Source organism: uncultured Psychroserpens sp., from assembly GCF_947500255.1.
Lineage (GTDB): Bacteria > Bacteroidota > Bacteroidia > Flavobacteriales > Flavobacteriaceae > Psychroserpens.
This window is the reverse complement of sequence record NZ_CANMRL010000001.1, coordinates 684,927-702,433: the sequence shown is the minus strand read 5'-3', so window position 1 is coordinate 702,433 and position 17,507 is coordinate 684,927. Positions and strand designations below refer to the sequence as shown.

The 17,507-nt window shown below is 34.0% G+C and carries 11 protein-coding genes and 1 pseudogene; 7 read left to right on the top strand and 5 right to left on the bottom strand.

What is annotated here, in order from left to right; translation table 11 throughout:
- Positions 1 to 730: 730 nt before the first annotated feature.
- Positions 731 to 1,390 (top strand): annotated as a pseudogene (locus tag Q0783_RS02950) (thrombospondin type 3 repeat-containing protein); the annotation flags it as partial.
- Positions 1,391 to 2,183: 793 nt separating this feature from the next.
- Here Q0783_RS02950 and Q0783_RS02940 read toward each other — a convergent pair.
- From Q0783_RS02940 to Q0783_RS02920, 5 genes are all read right to left on the bottom strand, one after another.
- Positions 2,184 to 3,833, bottom strand: coding sequence for a G-D-S-L family lipolytic protein (locus tag Q0783_RS02940; RefSeq protein WP_298893182.1), 1,650 nt, complete (start codon positions 3,831 to 3,833; stop codon positions 2,184 to 2,186).
- 11 nt (positions 3,834 to 3,844) lie between these two features.
- The gene (locus Q0783_RS02935) at positions 3,845 to 6,598 is read right to left on the bottom strand and encodes a TonB-dependent receptor (RefSeq protein WP_298893180.1); all 2,754 of its coding nucleotides are present in this window, start codon (positions 6,596 to 6,598) and stop codon (positions 3,845 to 3,847) included.
- 201 nt (positions 6,599 to 6,799) lie between these two features.
- Positions 6,800 to 8,647 carry a glutamine--fructose-6-phosphate transaminase (isomerizing) gene (gene glmS / locus Q0783_RS02930; RefSeq protein WP_298893178.1) on the bottom strand — a complete coding sequence of 616 codons (1,848 nt, stop codon included), beginning with the start codon at positions 8,645 to 8,647 and terminating at the stop codon, positions 6,800 to 6,802.
- Positions 8,648 to 8,653: 6 nt separating this feature from the next.
- The gene (locus Q0783_RS02925; protein ID WP_298893176.1) at positions 8,654 to 10,309 is read right to left on the bottom strand and encodes a DUF4270 domain-containing protein; all 1,656 of its coding nucleotides are present in this window, start codon (positions 10,307 to 10,309) and stop codon (positions 8,654 to 8,656) included.
- Between the two features lie 11 nt (positions 10,310 to 10,320).
- Positions 10,321 to 11,130 (bottom strand): glycogen/starch synthase, encoded by an 810-nt coding sequence (locus Q0783_RS02920; RefSeq protein ID WP_298893174.1) that lies wholly within the window; start codon positions 11,128 to 11,130, stop codon positions 10,321 to 10,323.
- 109 nt (positions 11,131 to 11,239) lie between these two features.
- Here Q0783_RS02920 and panC point away from each other — a divergent pair, with 109 nt between their 5' ends.
- From panC to radA, 6 genes are all read left to right on the top strand, one after another.
- Positions 11,240 to 12,091 (top strand): pantoate--beta-alanine ligase, encoded by an 852-nt coding sequence (gene panC, locus Q0783_RS02915; protein ID WP_298893169.1) that lies wholly within the window; start codon positions 11,240 to 11,242, stop codon positions 12,089 to 12,091.
- A 13-nt stretch (positions 12,092 to 12,104) separates the two neighbouring features.
- Entirely contained in the window at positions 12,105 to 12,455 is a 351-nt protein-coding gene (gene panD / locus Q0783_RS02910) for an aspartate 1-decarboxylase (protein WP_230934337.1), read from the top strand.
- Between the two features lie 4 nt (positions 12,456 to 12,459).
- Positions 12,460 to 13,413: a lysylphosphatidylglycerol synthase transmembrane domain-containing protein gene (locus tag Q0783_RS02905; protein ID WP_298893167.1), complete on the top strand. Its 954-nt coding sequence runs from the start codon at positions 12,460 to 12,462 to the stop codon at positions 13,411 to 13,413.
- 36 nt (positions 13,414 to 13,449) lie between these two features.
- Positions 13,450 to 14,595: an alpha/beta hydrolase-fold protein gene (locus Q0783_RS02900; protein WP_298893165.1), complete on the top strand. Its 1,146-nt coding sequence runs from the start codon at positions 13,450 to 13,452 to the stop codon at positions 14,593 to 14,595.
- Between the two features lie 83 nt (positions 14,596 to 14,678).
- Positions 14,679 to 15,860: an alpha/beta hydrolase-fold protein gene (locus Q0783_RS02895; protein WP_298893163.1), complete on the top strand. Its 1,182-nt coding sequence runs from the start codon at positions 14,679 to 14,681 to the stop codon at positions 15,858 to 15,860.
- A 201-nt stretch (positions 15,861 to 16,061) separates the two neighbouring features.
- Positions 16,062 to 17,420, top strand: a complete 1,359-nt coding sequence (gene radA, locus Q0783_RS02890; RefSeq protein ID WP_298893161.1) for a DNA repair protein RadA — start codon at positions 16,062 to 16,064, stop codon at positions 17,418 to 17,420.
- Positions 17,421 to 17,507: the final 87 nt, after the last annotated feature.

The following is a 17,507-nucleotide window of genomic DNA, read 5'->3' as shown; positions in this document are numbered from 1 at the left end:
GAGGAGTTTTTCACTCTTAATAAAAAAATAATCTCATTAATTTGGTTTTCTAGTTTTCGATAAATGGTAATTTTCCTACATTTTTTTTGCGTAACTTAAAGACTTAACCCAAATCTTTTTTATTATGAAAAATTATTATTTATTTATGTTAATGCTCTTACCTGTTCTTGGTTTTGGACAGTTTGGACCTTATTATCCTGCTAACGCCAGTTGTAGTCCTACATTAGATTATTTTGACGATGTACCACAAACGGCTAATACCTACATGAAATTCAATGTTGAGTATAGTAGCATAACTGGCCCTCAATTAATTGAAAACTATAATTTACAATATCCCGTTGATCCTTGGGGAGCTACAGGATGGCAACTTATCATTAGAAGAAAAGACGCTAATGGTGATGTGTATCCATTAAATAGTGATCCAATACTTAATCCAATACCTCCTGGACAAGAGTTGTATTATGTTTATCTGAATACACCAACAGATCATTATAATTATGAATTTCTATTTCCGTATACCAATCCAGTATCAGGAGCGTCATTTGATTACTACAAATATTATTATGAAAGTGATAGTATTGACGTGAAGTCATTATTTCCAGACCATGTGTCTTCAGATGAGTATCTAATTACATTAGTTACTGTAAAACCAAATCCTTTGGGTTGGCCACCTGTATTAACACAATGTATTGATATGGATTTGCCAATGATTGGTATTTATCAAGGTGTTGATACTGATGGTGACGGTATATTTGATTTGGAAGATAACTGTGTTAGTACATCAAATCCAGGTCAGGCTGATAGTGATAATGATGGAGCTGGAGATGTGTGTGATAATTGTCCAAATGATGCAAATCCAAATCAAGAGGATAATGATAATGATGGTCTAGGAGATTTATGTGATGACGATGATGATAACGATGGTATTATTGATACTAATGACAATTGCCCATTAATAGCTAACCCTGATCAAGCTGATGCCGATAATGATGGTATTGGTGATGTATGTGATGATGAAGATGGTGACGGAATAATTGACATTAATGATAATTGTCCTGAAGTTGCCAATGCCGATCAAGCTGATGCAGATGGCGATGGTGTTGGTGATGTATGTGATAACTGTGAGGACGATGCAAACGCCGACCAAGCAGATAATGATGGTGACGGTCTTGGGAATGCTTGCGATAACTGTCCAAACAACTCTAACTCTAGTCAAACAGATAGTGATGGAGATGGTCTAGGTGATGTATGTGATAATGATAGAGATGGTGATGGTGTAAACAATTCAAATGATAACTGTCCAGATAATTATAATCCAGATCAAGCAGATACTGATAACGATGGTTTAGGTGATGCATGTGATGATACTGATAATACTGCTTTACCTAATTTAACTTGGGGAAATATTATTGTTACTGTTTCTGGAACTACATATAATGTAGGAAATGGAGAAACTATTATTTTCAAGAAAGATGAATGGGCCGATTTTGATATTACTGTTCAAAACAACGATGATGGAGATGCAGGTGGATTTCCAACATATTTAGGTGTTTCGACATCTTCTTCGGCATATCCTAATGGTACAGCTGCTGTTTATGGCTTTTCTACGCCTAACTTTGGTAGTGGTATTAATGCCAATAGCTCTGAAACTGTTAGTATTAGTGAATTTATTGGAAGTAATATATTAGGATTGAACTTACAAGAAAATGTAACTTATTACATGTTTTTTGACATCGATTATGATAATTCTGTCGAAGAATCAAATGAAAACATAAACGATAATATTTATGTGTTTGCATTTAAATGGGATGATCCTGCTACTTCTGGACGAGTTGCACATTTAGATATTGGAAATGGGTTAATTGAAGTGCCTTTAGATAGTGGAGGAGGACTTGTTCCTTTTGGTAAACAACTTCAACCAATTTTTAATTTAAAGTTGTATAGTTTATATAATTCGGGGACACCAATTATAAATCAAAATGTAGTTGATGGGCAAATTGTTAATGTGTCAACACTTGGAGCTGGTACTTATATAGTTCATGTTAATGATGAGTATGTCAAGAAGTTTAAAAAAGCAAAAGGAGGACTTATAAGTATAGACGACTGATGAGTTATTTGTTTTCTAAATAAAAAAAACACCAGAGGTAACTCTGGTGTTTTTAGTTTATATAAATTCTATCTTCTTATTGCAATGCAGGCGAGTAGTTTGTTGGGTATTCACCAATATCTACAAAATTACCAGAAGCTTCAAAATTTGATCCATAAGTGGCATCAATTGCTTTCATAAATTCGTTTGCCAATAAAGCATATCCTCTAGCAGTTGGATGAACTCCATCTAAAGAAAATGCACCTCCAGTTACTAAACTGGATGTTAAGATAAAGTCACCACTAGCAAGCCCGCCATTAGCTAATTGATTAAGTAAAGCATTAGCATCTACAAAAGCTAAACCAGCTTGGCTAGCACTAGCAGCAATAGTTGCGTTAAAACCAGAAGTAGCTTGAGCAACTTCAGCTTGTTCTGTTGGTAATAATACCCATTTATCTTCTAAAGGTAATGATACACCCTCTACAGCAAATTGACCTGCTAAAGTAGGTGGTAAGCCTTGTGTTCCTAAGAAGTCAGCAAAATCTTCATTAACCGTTCCAATTATAGAAGAACTTGGAAGTACCATTAAGTCATCAGGAGTTGCTTGTCTAGCTTGTCCGTAAACAAATCCTAACAAACCAGCTACTTGAGGAGCTGCCGCTGCAGGTAATCCAAACGATTGTACAAACGCAGGGAATGTTGGACTTGCGTTCAATACGCCAGTAATTTGAGCAGCTAGATCCATTAAACTCTCGTCTCTAATTACAACAGGACTCGCTTCAGTTTCAGAAAAAACGATTTGACGATCTGTTGCATTTGGAATTCCTTGACTTTCTAAGAAAGCAAATACCTGATTGATTTGACCGAAAATTCCATTTAGTGTTGGTATTTGTGGACCAAAACTTGGGTTTGACGGATCAAGAGGGTTATGAGGTACAGTTGTAAAGTATGGTATAGATGTTACATCTGGAATATTAGCCACAACGCCTTGAGCGCCTTGTGATGTTAACGTACTAATTAATGTACCATAAGCAAAATCAAAAGTTCCCTGATCTGTTAAAGCACCAGAAGCACCACCAGAAGTTGCATAACCTAATACATCATTGTTTCCTATCCATAATGAGAAAAATGATGGCGATTGTGCCATAGCTAATTCTATTATGGAAGCATCAGTATTTCCTGCTATTCTAATCGCATAAGGATTTGCAGCAGCAGGGAAATTTGCTAGGTTACCATAGCCATTGGCAAGTAAGTGAAAACTTAATGCTCCAGGTACACCAAGATTGTTAAATGGTCCTGTTGGGTTGTTTAAAGCAAAATCAGTAGTAGACATTGCAGCAGGATTTAAACTTTCTAAAGGAACTGGTCCTGCACCTCCAAAAGCTAATCTAGGAGCGAATAATCGTTCACCAGTTACTGGATTTAAAACTGGGTTACCAGCTAAAATAAGACCTCCAACATTGTCACTGGCTAATGGTTGTGTGAAACTTCCACCGCCAACTAATGCAAACTGTTGCGATAAGGTATTAGGAAGTGAATTTTGTTGACCAGCAATAAATAGTGCGTTATCTGTAAACCCGGCTGTTAGAGAGTTTCCTAAAGCAACATAGTTTGATAAGTTTGCAGATCCGGCAGTCAAAGCAGGTAGTTCGACAGCGTCTTCAGTCGTGTCAAAATCCTCTTCATCATTACAAGCTGTAAATCCAATTAGGACTGCAGATAATAGAATATATTTTATCGTTTTCATTATTGTAATTTTTATAAGTTATTAATCGTCCAAGATACGTAGTACATAGATCCAATAAATCCAGTACCAAAAGCAGTAAAGTATTCATCACCTGTTAAGTTAGTTGCACCAGCTTTAAATGATGATTTTAAGCTAGGAACTCTATAATTTATTTGTGCATCTAAGACATGGAATTCTGGTACAACACCTTCTCCAAAAGTCGCTTCCCAGAAATAGTCATCACTAAATCTGTAAGCAATATTGAAACCGAAGTTTTTGAATAAATCAGTATGACCAAAAGAGGCTTTAAACTTATGCTCTGGAGTGTTAAAGTTTGTCATGAAATCTGGATTAGCAGCTTGATCAAAATCTTGTTTTGTGAAAGTGTAACTTCCACCTAAATCAAAACCATTAAATACTTTAGTTGATAATCCAAGAGAAGCTCCATATGAATTAACATCAGCATCAGAGTTTGTGTAAGTACTGTAGGCTTGAGAATCACCGTTTGCAATTGCAGCAACAGATAACGACCCATCACCAACAGTTCCATATAATGGAGAGATAACAACTTCTTGAGAAATGAAATCCTTGTATTTGTTATAATAGGCGCTAAAGTCTACAATTAATTTATCAAATTTTCCTCTATACCCAGCTTCAAATGAGATCACTTGTTCAGGTTCTACCAAACTAGGGTTACCAATTTCAAGTGCTGCAGGGTTTCCTGATTCTTGAAGCGCTAAAACAGAACTTAAGGTATAAGAGTTGTTATATGCAGCTGCACCTGTTTGAGTTACAGAAGCCGGAATACCTAAGGCTTGTCCTGCTGCACTAATAGAGTAGTCTCTAACATATCTTTCTAAGTTATCAGGAGCTGCACCAACTAAAATAGCTCTACCAGCATCTAAACCAATAAATAAATCTTGAGTTGTTGGGTTTCTAAATCCTGTTTGTACAGAAGCTCTTATGTTATGATTTTGATTAACTGTTAAACCAGCTGATAATCTTGGTGAGAAGAAACCATCAAAAAATTCAGACTTATCATAACGAACAGACCCTGTTAATTTCAATTCCATAGTTTCATTGAGGTCAAATTCTTTTTGTATTTGAGTATAAATCCCAAATTCAGAGTAGTTAATAGGACCATCAGTATCTGTGTAGATTGTTCCACCAGAATTTAAACTATAACGTCTAAAAGAACCACCAACTTGGATATTAGCAAAATCAGTTAAATGGCTAAAATTGTAGTTACCATCGGCATGGTAATATTTAGAAGCATCTTGGAATTTTGATCCAGTAGTTAAATCTGGGTCATCAATACTTCTTTCAAATGCTGCTTGAAATTCAGGAGATCCTGGTTCAAAACGTCCAGATTCTGCCTGAGCCCTTGCAGCAGCATGTGCTTGTGCATCTGTTGCTCCTCCTAGTGTTTGAGCAACATAAGTATTAATGTATTCTCCAAACCATTGCTCGTCACTTTTCCATGCTCTGTTAATGTTAATTCCTGTAAATACCATATCATAAGAATCTCCGGCTTTATCAGCAACTACATAACCTCTCAAGAAGAAATTATCATTTCTAACTTCAAGTTTGTGTTGCTCTTGGAAGAACCCATTGATATTATATCTATTTGTTCCTTGGTAAATTGTTGATCCAGTTCCAACCTTACCTACGTAAGATAGTTCTAAACTGTTACCTTCAATTGGGCGATAGTATAATCCCCAATCTGCTTTAATACTTTCGGCGTTATAATTGGTTAAGTCACGTTCGTTATAACCTGTCCTACTCACCGATACATCAGGTACAATACCTGCACCACCAGCTAATCCTCTAATATTTGCTGATACTTCATCACCATAAACGTTAATACCATTATAGTTTAAATTGTTAGCTCTTGTTCCGCCAACCATGTCATTATCGACTTCACTAGTTGCTGCCCAGTCTGTTCCTTTTAAGTAGCCAAAGTTGATTTTAGCAGCGAATTTATCACTGAATTTATAGGCTGCTCTAAAACCTAAATCTGTGTAATCGTTGTCTCCTGCAGATTCCTGAGATGTAATACCTTTTTTAATATAACCACTAATACCTTGGTGATCAAAAGGGTTTTTACTTCTCATAAACAAAATACCGTTAAAAGCATTTGCTCCATAAAGTGCAGAAGATGCACCAGGTAGAAGTTCGACACTTAAAACATCGGTTTCTGTCATACCAACTAAGTTACCTATTGGAAAGTTTAAGGCTGGAGTAGAGTTGTCCATCCCATCCACTAATTGCATAAATCTAGTATTAGCAAATGTGGCAAAACCTCTTGTGTTGATAGATTTAAATGTTAAACTGTTGGTGTTGACATCTACACCTTTTAGATCTTCTAGACCTCCGTAGAAATCGGCCGAAGCTGTATTCTTAATTTCTTTTAGACCAAAACGCTCTACAGTTACTGGTGATTCAAAAATTCGTTCTGGAGTTCTAGAAGCCGAAATAACGACTTCATCTAGAGAGGTTCCTTCAATCATAGTAACATCTATGGTTTGAGGATTTGTAGTTACTTCTTTAGTAACGGTATCAAAACCAACACTACTTATTTGAATTGAAAAAGGAGGGTCTTGATTGACTACTAAGGTGTAGTTACCATCAAAATCTGTAATCGCTCCAGTAGTCGTACCTACAACAAGGATATTGGCTCCTGCTAGAGGAATACCATTATTGTCAACGACTTTACCTTTAACTGTTGTTTGTGCAAAGGTAAGTGCACAACAAAACAGCATCATAATCTTAAAAATTGTCTTCATTTTAGGGAATTAGTTAAATTTAGTAAAGCAATATAAATAATTAAATGATACTGAAATGAAAAAAATCAAAAAAAGTATGCACGCATAATAGTTTTTAACAAAAAAAACGGGTGTATTTTGAATATTTTATAAAACAAAAAGCTGAAAATGTGAATTTTACATTTTCAGCTTCAGTATATAAGGTAATAATTAAGGTCTAATTTATTCTACAGTAACCGCTTTTGCTAAATTACGAGGTTGATCAACATTTTTACCAAGCATTAAGGCAATATGATACGATAATAATTGTAAAGGTATTGTAGTTAATAAAGGTGTTAGCGACTCAATTGTTTCTGGAACTTCAATAACATGGTCGGCTAAACCTTTTACTTGTTTGTCTCCTTCGGTGACAATACCTATAATTTTTCCTTTTCGAGATTTTATTTCTTGGATATTACTTACCACTTTTTCATAATGTCCTTTTTTAGTAGCGATAACTACTATTGGCATATTTTCATCTATCAATGCAATAGGTCCGTGTTTCATTTCAGCAGCAGGATACCCTTCGGCATGTATGTATGAGATTTCCTTGAGTTTTAATGCGCCTTCAAGAGCAACAGGGAAATTGTAGCCTCTTCCTAAATATAAGAAGTTATGGACATCTTTATAAATGGCAGCAATGCTTTTTACATAAGCATCAGATTCTAGTGCTTTTTTTACTTTTTCAGGAATTAGCTCTAACTCTATCAAATGATGTCTATAGTCTGAACTTGATATGGTACCTTTTGCTCTAGCTAAGCGAAGAGCTATAAGAGTAAGCACAGTAATTTGAGTAGTAAATGCTTTTGTAGATGCCACACCAATCTCAGGTCCAGCATGCGTATATGCTCCAGCATGAGTTTCTCTAGCTATGGACGAACCTACAACATTGCAAACCCCAAATACAAAGGCTCCTTTAGATTTTGCCAATTTAATGGCAGCTAGCGTATCAGCAGTTTCACCAGATTGAGAAATTGCAATGACCACATCATTTTCAGTTATCACAGGATTTCTATATCTAAATTCAGAAGCGTATTCTACTTCTACAGGAATACGAGCTAAGTCTTCAAAAATATATTCAGATACTAATCCAGCATGCCATGACGTACCACAAGCGACAACAATAATTCTATGTGCGTTTAAGAATTTTTTCATGTTATCTTCAACACCTGCCATTTTTATAATACCTTCATTAGAGAGTAGTCTCCCTCTAAATGTATCTAAGATAGCACTAGGTTGTTCGTATATTTCTTTTAACATGAAATGTTCATATCCACCTTTTTCAATTTGCTCAAGATTTAATTGAAGAGCTTGAACATAAGGATCAACTAAAGAGTCGTCTTTTATTTTTCTAATTTTCACACCTTTATTGCGTCTAACAATAGCCATTTCTTCATCTTCAAGATAAATCGCATTTTTTGTGTATTCAATAAAAGGAGAGGCGTCACTTGCTATGAAAAACTCATCTTCACCAATACCAATTGCTAGAGGGCTTCCTAAGCGAGCCACTACAATTTCGTTAGGTTTGTTTTTATCAAAAACAGCAATAGCATAAGCACCTACAACTTGATTTAAAGCAATTTGTACTGCCTTTCCTAGTTTGATGTTTTCGTTTTTTTTAACATCTTCAATGAGATTAACTAAAACTTCGGTGTCTGTATCAGATTTAAAATTGTAACCTCTTTTGATTAATTCTTTTTTTAGAGACTCATAATTTTCTATAATACCATTATGAATAATTACGAGATCTCCAGAATTAGAATAATGTGGATGAGAATTGATGTCATTTGGGACACCATGTGTCGCCCAGCGTGTATGACCTATACCTAACGAACCATGAGTTGAGATTTCATTTTCAAGTCTTGTTTCTAAATCGGAAACTTTACCTTTAGTTTTAGACAACTTGATGTCTGTTCCGTCGTATAGTGCGATACCTGCACTATCATAACCTCTATATTCCAATCGTTTTAATCCTTTCAGAATAATTGGGTAGGCTTCTCTATGTCCTATGTAACCGACAATTCCGCACATATTGATTTAGTTGTTTGGTTCAGTAAAAAATATTTCTAAATATAACTTTTTTTCTTCATTGGACGTGTTGTTTCCGTACAATACAGTGCTTCGAGGAGTAATAATTGAACTTACTGGTGTGCCTTCTTCAATATCGGTTCCGTTAAGAACATCAAAAAGAAAGTTGCTGTTTTCTAAATTTATATTTCCTGAAACGGCTAAACCTAATGCGACATTTGTCGAATCTCTTAGTAATAAGTTATTGATGTGCTCTGTTATTTTGATTTTATATTTAATACCATCTTGTGTTGGATCATCATCTACGCGTTGTAATCGTCCAAGGTGGTTGATTCTAGAGAACGTAGGAAAGGATGTGTTAGCATTATCTAAGAAATAATCGGCAAGGGGTGTTCCATTGTTAGCGTCATACATATATAAACGTTCTGGTTCATCACCATCTACAATAGATTGATTTACAAAGAATACAAGGTTAGCTTCATTGATAAGCTTTTTACTACTTACAAATTTACCTTCGGCATCTGTAACAACAAATTCATTTTTGAAGGCTTCGAATGCATTCTCATTAGTATCGTCATCATCAATATCATCACCATTAAATAATTTGATTTCTGCTACTGAACCTTGACCTCCTTTTAAAATTAAATTTTCATCACCTGTAGTTTCATTTCCATCTGGAATTGTAAAATCGTTCGAAATAAAATTCACTCGGTTATCTCTAAAATTTAATGTGTATGTCGCATTAATTGGATCTGCTCCTTCAACATCACTATCTCTAGTATAGAAAATCGTAATATTTGAAGCAGGTGCTGTAATGTTTAAAAGAGACATATTTCCCTCACCATCTACGGCTTCAACTTTAAAGTAAATCCCTCTAAAGTAATCGTTAAAATTATTAGAATTACTCAATTCAGGTTCTCCTTCTTTGTCTATGATTTTCGTTCTCCAATATGTCGTATCAAGTTTTACTCTTAATCCAGGAGCAAGTCTATTAGTTAACTCCCCTTCTTCATCTCTAAGTTCAATTTGTAATGGACTAGGTGCGAACTCATCAAAATCTAGATCTGTGTTTCCGTCTTCATCTACTAGTAATTCTAAAGGAACAGCTTCCAATTGATTTGAATCAATTAAATCTATTCCTGTACTCATATTAGCATAATAATTTTGAGGGTCACTAATTTCACCCGAAGGATCAAAGTCTCTCAAAAAATAATTACTTTCAAAAAGTGATAACTTGATTTTTCCACCACCAAATACTGAGTCTAATTCGTAAATTGTTCCCCCATCTTCATCAAGCTCTATCGGTCTACTAAAATATGGGATGTTTAATACTACAGAATCCATTACTACATTTTCGCCAAATGTTGGATTTATAAGAGATGATTCTACTTCTGTGACAAAACTAGCTGTTGTAAATCCACCATTAATATTATCCTTGTAGATACCTAACATGTTTATAGGTAGACCATTTGTTTGAACAGGGTCTAAGGACTTCGTATATGCTATCACATCAAAGTCTCGAGATGTTGTACTGAAATGGGTTGCATTATCATCGTTGATAATATCTGAATCGATATCTGCAAAATCCTTGTCACAAGCAATAAAAGAACTAATTAAAAGTGCTAATACTGCTATATTTCTTAAAGCAATTTTATTTTTTTTCATAAATGTATTTACTAATCTAAAACTTTAGTATTGTAAAATTCTGTGTAGTGGTCAGCAAAATCCTCTAATGGGAAATAATCTAGAACTGGTTTGTCGGCAGCATTTAGATAGGTATCCAGCTCATTAGGTAATTCACTTGACCCTTTTATCAATGCATCAGAATGATCTATAGCAACCTTCATTAGGTTAGTATAAGTAGGGTTAGCTAAAGATTCTATTTTACTTTCGTCTACGTTGTCGAACTTTACTTTATTAATCATGTCCTTATCTAACGTTCCTTCAAAGCTTTGATTGTATACTGAAGTCACAATTTTACTTTCAGTGAATAAAGGTTCATTTTTATAAAACTCTTTAAGGTATAAAGGAAGTAAAGAAGCTAACCATCCATTAACATGGATAATATCTGGAGACCAGTTTAATTTTTTTACAGTTTCAATGACACCTTTGGCGAAAAATATGGCACGCTCATCGTTATCATCAAATAATTTTCCATCTTCGTCAGTTAACGTTGCTTTCCTTTTAAAATATTCTTCATTGTCAATAAAGTATACTTGAATTCTTTCTTTCGGAATTGACGCTACCTTGATAATTAAAGGCATATCTAGGTCATTGATTACCAGATTAATACCAGAAAGCCTGATAACTTCATGAAGTTGATGTCTTCTTTCATTAATATTTCCGTAACGCGGCATAAATATTCGTATCTGTCCTCCTTGTTTGTTCACCATTTTTGGAGCTTCAAATGACATTGAAGAAATCTCAGTTTCTGGCAAATATGGTACAACCTCAGATGACACATACAATATTCTCTTATCTTTCATAAATTTATCGTTTTAGAAATTAAAAATAAAAAACATGCAAAATTACAAAAATTTATGCAGATTGCTAGTAAAATATTAAGTTTGCAGGCTGTTAAACTTTTGTTATTGTATGACCATTTTTAAAAATAAAACAGACTTAATAGCCTTTGTTAATACAATTAAGTCTGATAAGAAAACACTTGGTTTTGTGCCTACAATGGGTGCACTACATCAAGGACATGCTTCATTAATAATTGAAGGTTTAAAGCACAATGACTTTGTTGTTGTAAGTATTTTTGTGAATCCGACGCAATTTGATAACAACGAAGATCTTGTAAAATACCCTAGAACTTTGGACAGCGATGTTAAATTACTTTCAAATATTTCCGAAGAAAAAATAATTGTTTATGCTCCTACAGTTGAAGATATTTATGGTAACAATGTGATTTCAACATCATTTTCCTATGATGGTTTAGAGCACGAAATGGAAGGCCGATTTAGAGATGGTCATTTTGATGGTGTAGGAACTATTGTGAAACGACTTTTTGAAATTGTGAGACCTGATAATTCTTATTTTGGAGAAAAGGACTTTCAGCAACTGATGATTATTAAAAAATTGGTTGAAAAATATAGTATTCCGGTAAAGGTTAATGGTTGTAAAATATTCAGAGCCAAAGATGGTTTAGCAATGAGTTCTCGAAATACCAGATTAAAACCAGAATATAGAGCAGCTGCACCTTTTATTTATAAAACTTTGAACACGGCTAAAGAAAAGTTTGGCACAAAAAGTGCCAATGCTGTTACAAAATGGGTGACTAAACAGTTTGCTAAGCATGACTTATTAGAATTAGAATATTTCATTATTGCTGATGTGAAAACCCTAAAAACAGTAAAACGAAAGTCAAACAAAAAATCATATAGAGCATTTATTGCAGTATATGCAGATGATATTAGACTTATTGATAATATCGCACTAAATTAATTATCTTTGCCTCATGCAAATTCAAGTAGTAAAATCCAAGATTCACAGAGTAAAAGTAACAGGTGCAGACCTAAATTATATTGGTAGTATTACTATCGATGAAGATTTAATGGAGGCAGCCAATATTATTCAGGGTGAGAAAGTTCAAATTGTTAATAACAACAACGGAGAACGTTTAGAAACGTATTGTATACCAGGACCTCGAAATAGTGGTGAAATTACACTAAATGGTGCAGCAGCTCGTAAGGTAGCTGTTGGTGATACACTTATTCTAATTACTTATGCGTTTATAGATATTGAAGATGCTAAAGTGTTTAAGCCTTCTTTGGTGTTTCCTGATGAAGCGACTAATCTTTTAAAATAAACTTTTGAGTCCGAAACTTAAAAAACGCCTAAGGTTAATTATTCCGCTAGCTTTAGCGGTTTTCTTTGGGTGGTATACTTTTTCAAAATTACCAGTTTCAACGATCATCCCATTTGTGAAATCGGCAAATTATTGGTGGATAGCATTGGGTGTCTTTTTTGGATTTTTAAGCCATTTGTCTAGAGCTTACCGTTGGAAATATCTTTTGGAGCCTTTGGGGTATCAAATAAAACTGCCTAATAGTATTATGGCTGTTTTCATTACATATTTGGCCAATTATGGTATTCCAAGATCTGGTGAAGTGCTACGTGCTGCTGTACTAACAAATTATGAAGATGTCCCTTTCGAAAAAAGCTTTGGGACTATTGTCGCAGAGCGCATAGCAGATTTGTTAGTTATGATAGGTATTATCACTATTACCTTGGTTTTAGAATTTGATTTCATTGTGGAGTTGCTTCAAAAATCATTTCAGCCTAGAAAACTTGTTTTGTTTGGTTCAATTGGCATTTTATTAGTGGCTTTGGTTTTCATGATTATCAAAAGAAGTCAATCTAAATTTGCTGTAAAAGTTAAATCCTTTTTTAATGGTTTAGTTGAAGGTATGTTGAGTATCTTCAAGATGAAATATAAATGGGCATTTATTGGGCATACTTTATTTATTTGGGGAATGTATGTTTTGATGTTTTATGTCACCACATTTGCACTTCCAGATTTGGATAAAGTGAGTATTGGTGCAATTTTAGTAGCTTTTATTTCAGCAAGCTTTACCATTGCAGCAACAAATGGAGGGATTTTTGTTTATCCAGCGGCAGTTATGGCAGCGTTTACAGTATTTGGAATTGCTAAAGATCCAAGTTTTGCTTTTGGTTGGATTATGTGGTCTTCGCAAACAATTATGATCATAATTGCTGGAAGTTTGTCTTTTATATATCTGCCAATTTACAATAGAATTAAATAATTTTTTACCTTGCTTTATTATTAAACCTAGCTTGTCATGAATAAAACCATCTTATTTATACTATGTGGACTGTTCTTTAAAACGGCCACTTCACAAGTCATTTACGAGACTATAGAGTCCTCTAAATTGGGAGAATCTCGAGAGATTAAAATTCAGTTACCAAGAAATTACGATCCTGAAGGTGATATTTTATATCCTTTAATTGTTGTATTAGATGGTGACTATTTATTTGAACCTGTGATTGGAAATACAGACTACCATTCGTATTGGGGAGATATGCCAAGATCTATTGTTGTTGGTGTTAATCAAGCAAAAACTAGAGATGAAGATTTATCTTTTAGTATAGAAAGTAATTTTCCCTCTAATGAAGGTGGTGCACAATTTTTCGAATTTATAGGTATGGAACTCATACCATATATAAACGACAATTACCTTACCTCAGATTTTAGAATCGTTGCTGGACATGATCAAAGCGCAAATTTTATAAATTACTGGTTATTTAAAGATAAACCACTATTTAGAGGTTACATTGCTTTTAGTCCAGATTTATCACCTGAAATGGTTAGTAGATTACAAGAACGCTTATCGACCACAGTAGAAGATACGTTTTACTATTTGGCAACTGCTGATAATGATGTGAAAAGTTTGCGAGAAGATATTTTGACATTGAATACAGCATTAAGTGCAATTGAGAATCAAAAACTACACTATCGATTTGATGATTTTACAGATGCTGATCACTATTCATTAGTTGGTCTAGGTATTCCAAAAGCAGTCAATGAAATTTTTAGTTTATTTAAACCTATAAATCGAAAAGAGTATAAAGAAAAAATGCTCACATTTGAAGGCAGTCCCTATGAATACCTTATGAAAAAATATGAGGATATTGAGTTTTTCTATGGATTTGAAAAAAAGGTCGTAGAGAATGACCTTAGAGCTGTTCTTGCTGCGAGCAAAAAGAAAAATGATGAAGAATCACTTAAAAACTTGTCAAAATTAGCCAAAAAAGAATATTCAGAGTCTATGATTAGTGCCTATTACTCTGGTCAGTATTATGATTTTATAGGAAGCACTAAAAAGGCACTCCAAAGTTATCAATCTGGTTTATTACTTGAAGAGTCAGAATTTATATCTAAGGATATGTTATTAGATTTAATTTATGATATTCAAGATCAGGATTAAATAAAATCGTGCATTTCATCGAATAAATTGGCATTTTAACTTAATTTAGGTATATTTACAATCCCTAAATTAACCTACTTAAGATGAAAAATGCCTTACTTTTTGTCATCTCTTTATGTTTTTGTGCTCAAATATCTGCACAGGTCATTTACGAGAAATATGAATCTAGAAAATTAAACTCAACTAGAGATTTAAAAATTAAGCTTCCAGATAATTATGATCCTGAATCTGAGCTTAAACACCCAGTTATTATTGTATTTGATGGTGAATATTTATTTGAACCTGTATGTGGTCAAGTGAGTTTTCAAACACATTTTGATGAAATGCCAGAGTCGATTATAGTTGGTATAGTTCAAGGTAAAGAGCGTTTCTACGACAGTTACTTCGATGAGGTGTCTGGATTGCCTTTTGAGTCTGGAGATCGTTTTTACAAGTTCGTAGATCAAGAGTTAATACCATATATAGATGCCAATTACAATACCAGTAAATTTAAAGTTGCTGTTGGCCATAATCTTATGGGCAATTTCATCAATTCATTTTTATTTCACGAAAAACCAGTGTTTCAAGCTTACATTAATATAAGTCCTGATTTTAAAGGAACTATGAGTCAAAATGTAGCTACACGATTAGAATGGCTTGAGGATGACATATTTTATTATATGGCAACTTCAGATAAAGACATAAAATCTATTAGGGATATTGTTAGAGATACAGATAATAGCATAAAGGCTTTAGATAATCAAAAGCTAACGTATTATTATGATGAGCTTAAAGGCGATTCTCATTATCAATTAGTTACTGGCGCATTGTCAAAGGCAATGGATCGAATTTTTGAGCTGTACAAGCCTATAGATGAAAAAGAGCTCAAAGAAAAAGTGTTCCCTTACGATGGAACATTAGACGATTATATTGTAGATAGATATAAACGTATTGATGATTTATTTGGAATTTTTAAGCCCATTTCCGAAGTAGAGCTTCAACAACTGATTACTGTAGCTGAAGAACGAGATGACTTAGAATCGGTTTATAAAATTGGAAAATTAGCAAATAAATTAAATCCTAGTTCATCATTTGGCACCTACCATATGGCATTATATGCAGAGAAATTAGGAAAAACGAAAAAAGCAGTCAAATTGTACGAATCTGCACTTACCCTTGAGGATATGGCTCATATAGACCGTGAGTTTATTATGTCGCATGTAGAAGGGTTAAAAGTGGTTGAAGATGATACAGAAACAGAAGATGATGAAGATGAAGAAAACTAAAATAAGTATATATTCTACAGATTATTTCTTTGAGTGGCTTTATCGTAAAATAAAGAAATTCTTGTTTTCTAATATACCGTCAAAAGTTATAGCTGTAAAAATGTTAGCTCTCATTAGTTGGTTTAAAGATATCAACTAAAAATAGTTTAATTTAGCTGAAATTTTAATTCAAACCTTTCCGAATGTCTTCGGAAAATGAATATGGCTAAACTCAAAACGACTTTTTTTTGCCAAAATTGTGGCTCCCAATATGCCAAATGGCAAGGCCAATGCACATCCTGTAAAGAGTGGAATACCATCACCGAAGAGGTTATTCAAAAACCCGAAAAGAGTGATTGGAAAACACCAACCAATGCATCAAAACGTGTTTCAAAACCACTCAAAATAAATGAGATAGACACATCACAGGAGGCTAGATTAAATACGTTGGATGATGAGTTTAATCGTGTGCTTGGAGGTGGTATTGTTCCTGGATCTTTAACGCTTTTAGGAGGCGAGCCTGGTATTGGGAAAAGTACATTATTACTACAAATTTCATTAAAACTGCCTTATAAAACATTATACGTTTCGGGAGAGGAAAGTCAAAAACAAATAAAAATGCGAGCCGAACGCATTAATCCAAATGCTAATAATTGTTATATACTTACCGAAACAAAAACTCAAAATATTTTTAAGCAAATTACTACGCTTGAACCTGATGTGGTCATTATCGACTCCATTCAAACCTTACATAGTGATTATATAGAATCATCTTCTGGAAGTATTTCGCAAATTAAGGAATGTACGACCGAGCTAATCAAATTTGCTAAAGAAACAGCAACTCCAGTTATTTTGATTGGACATATTACTAAGGATGGAAATATAGCAGGGCCTAAAATATTAGAGCATATGGTGGATACTGTCCTACAATTTGAAGGTGATCGTAATCACGTTTTTAGAATTCTTCGTGCTCATAAAAATAGATTTGGTTCTACGAATGAACTTGGTATTTATGAAATGCAAGGTACTGGATTAAGGGAAGTCTCTAACCCTTCTGAAATTTTAATTTCGGCTAAGGACGAAGAACTATCTGGTAATGCTATTGCAGCAACACTTGAAGGTATGAGGCCATTAATGATAGAGGTTCAAGCATTGGTGAGTACCGCTGTTTATGGAACACCTCAAAGAAGTGCTACAGGTTTTAATGCCAAACGGTTAAATATGTTACTTGCCGTTTTAGAAAAGAGAGCTGGGTTTAGGTTAGGAGCTAAGGATGTGTTTTTAAACATTACAGGTGGAATTACGGTTGATGATCCAGCCATTGATCTTGCTGTGGTAGCCGCAATCTTGTCTTCAAATGAAGATGAGGCTTTGCAAAAAGACTTTTGTTTTGCTGCCGAAGTTGGTCTTTCTGGAGAGATTCGTCCTGTTCAACGTGTAGAGCAACGTATTCTAGAAGCCGAAAAATTAGGTTTCTCAACTATTTTTGTATCTAAGTACAATAAAATTTCATTAAAAAAGACATCAATTAAAATTCAATTGATTTCTAAAATTGAAGACTTAGTTGAGTGGATTGTTTAGTGTTATAATTTACACATTATCTTTTTTTATGTCATTTTGTAGGTATTATTTGTGTTCGCCAATAGAAATTTCAAACTTGTAGGTATA

Excerpts from the sequence above, each read along its gene's own strand:
- Q0783_RS02900 (WP_298893165.1), top strand. The coding sequence starts at position 13,450 with ATGAATAAAACCATCTTATTTATACTATGTGGACTGTTCTTTAAAACG.
- glmS (WP_298893178.1), bottom strand. The coding sequence starts at position 8,647 with ATGTGCGGAATTGTCGGTTACATAGGACATAGAGAAGCCTACCCAATT.
- Q0783_RS02920 (WP_298893174.1), bottom strand. The coding sequence starts at position 11,130 with ATGAAAGATAAGAGAATATTGTATGTGTCATCTGAGGTTGTACCATAT.
- Q0783_RS02935 (WP_298893180.1), bottom strand. The coding sequence starts at position 6,598 with ATGAAGACAATTTTTAAGATTATGATGCTGTTTTGTTGTGCACTTACC.
- Q0783_RS02925 (WP_298893176.1), bottom strand. The coding sequence starts at position 10,309 with ATGAAAAAAAATAAAATTGCTTTAAGAAATATAGCAGTATTAGCACTT.
- panC (WP_298893169.1), top strand. The coding sequence starts at position 11,240 with ATGACCATTTTTAAAAATAAAACAGACTTAATAGCCTTTGTTAATACA.
- Q0783_RS02895 (WP_298893163.1), top strand. The coding sequence starts at position 14,679 with ATGAAAAATGCCTTACTTTTTGTCATCTCTTTATGTTTTTGTGCTCAA.
- Q0783_RS02940 (WP_298893182.1), bottom strand. The coding sequence starts at position 3,833 with ATGAAAACGATAAAATATATTCTATTATCTGCAGTCCTAATTGGATTT.
- radA (WP_298893161.1), top strand. The coding sequence starts at position 16,062 with ATGGCTAAACTCAAAACGACTTTTTTTTGCCAAAATTGTGGCTCCCAA.
- panD (WP_230934337.1), top strand. The coding sequence starts at position 12,105 with ATGCAAATTCAAGTAGTAAAATCCAAGATTCACAGAGTAAAAGTAACA.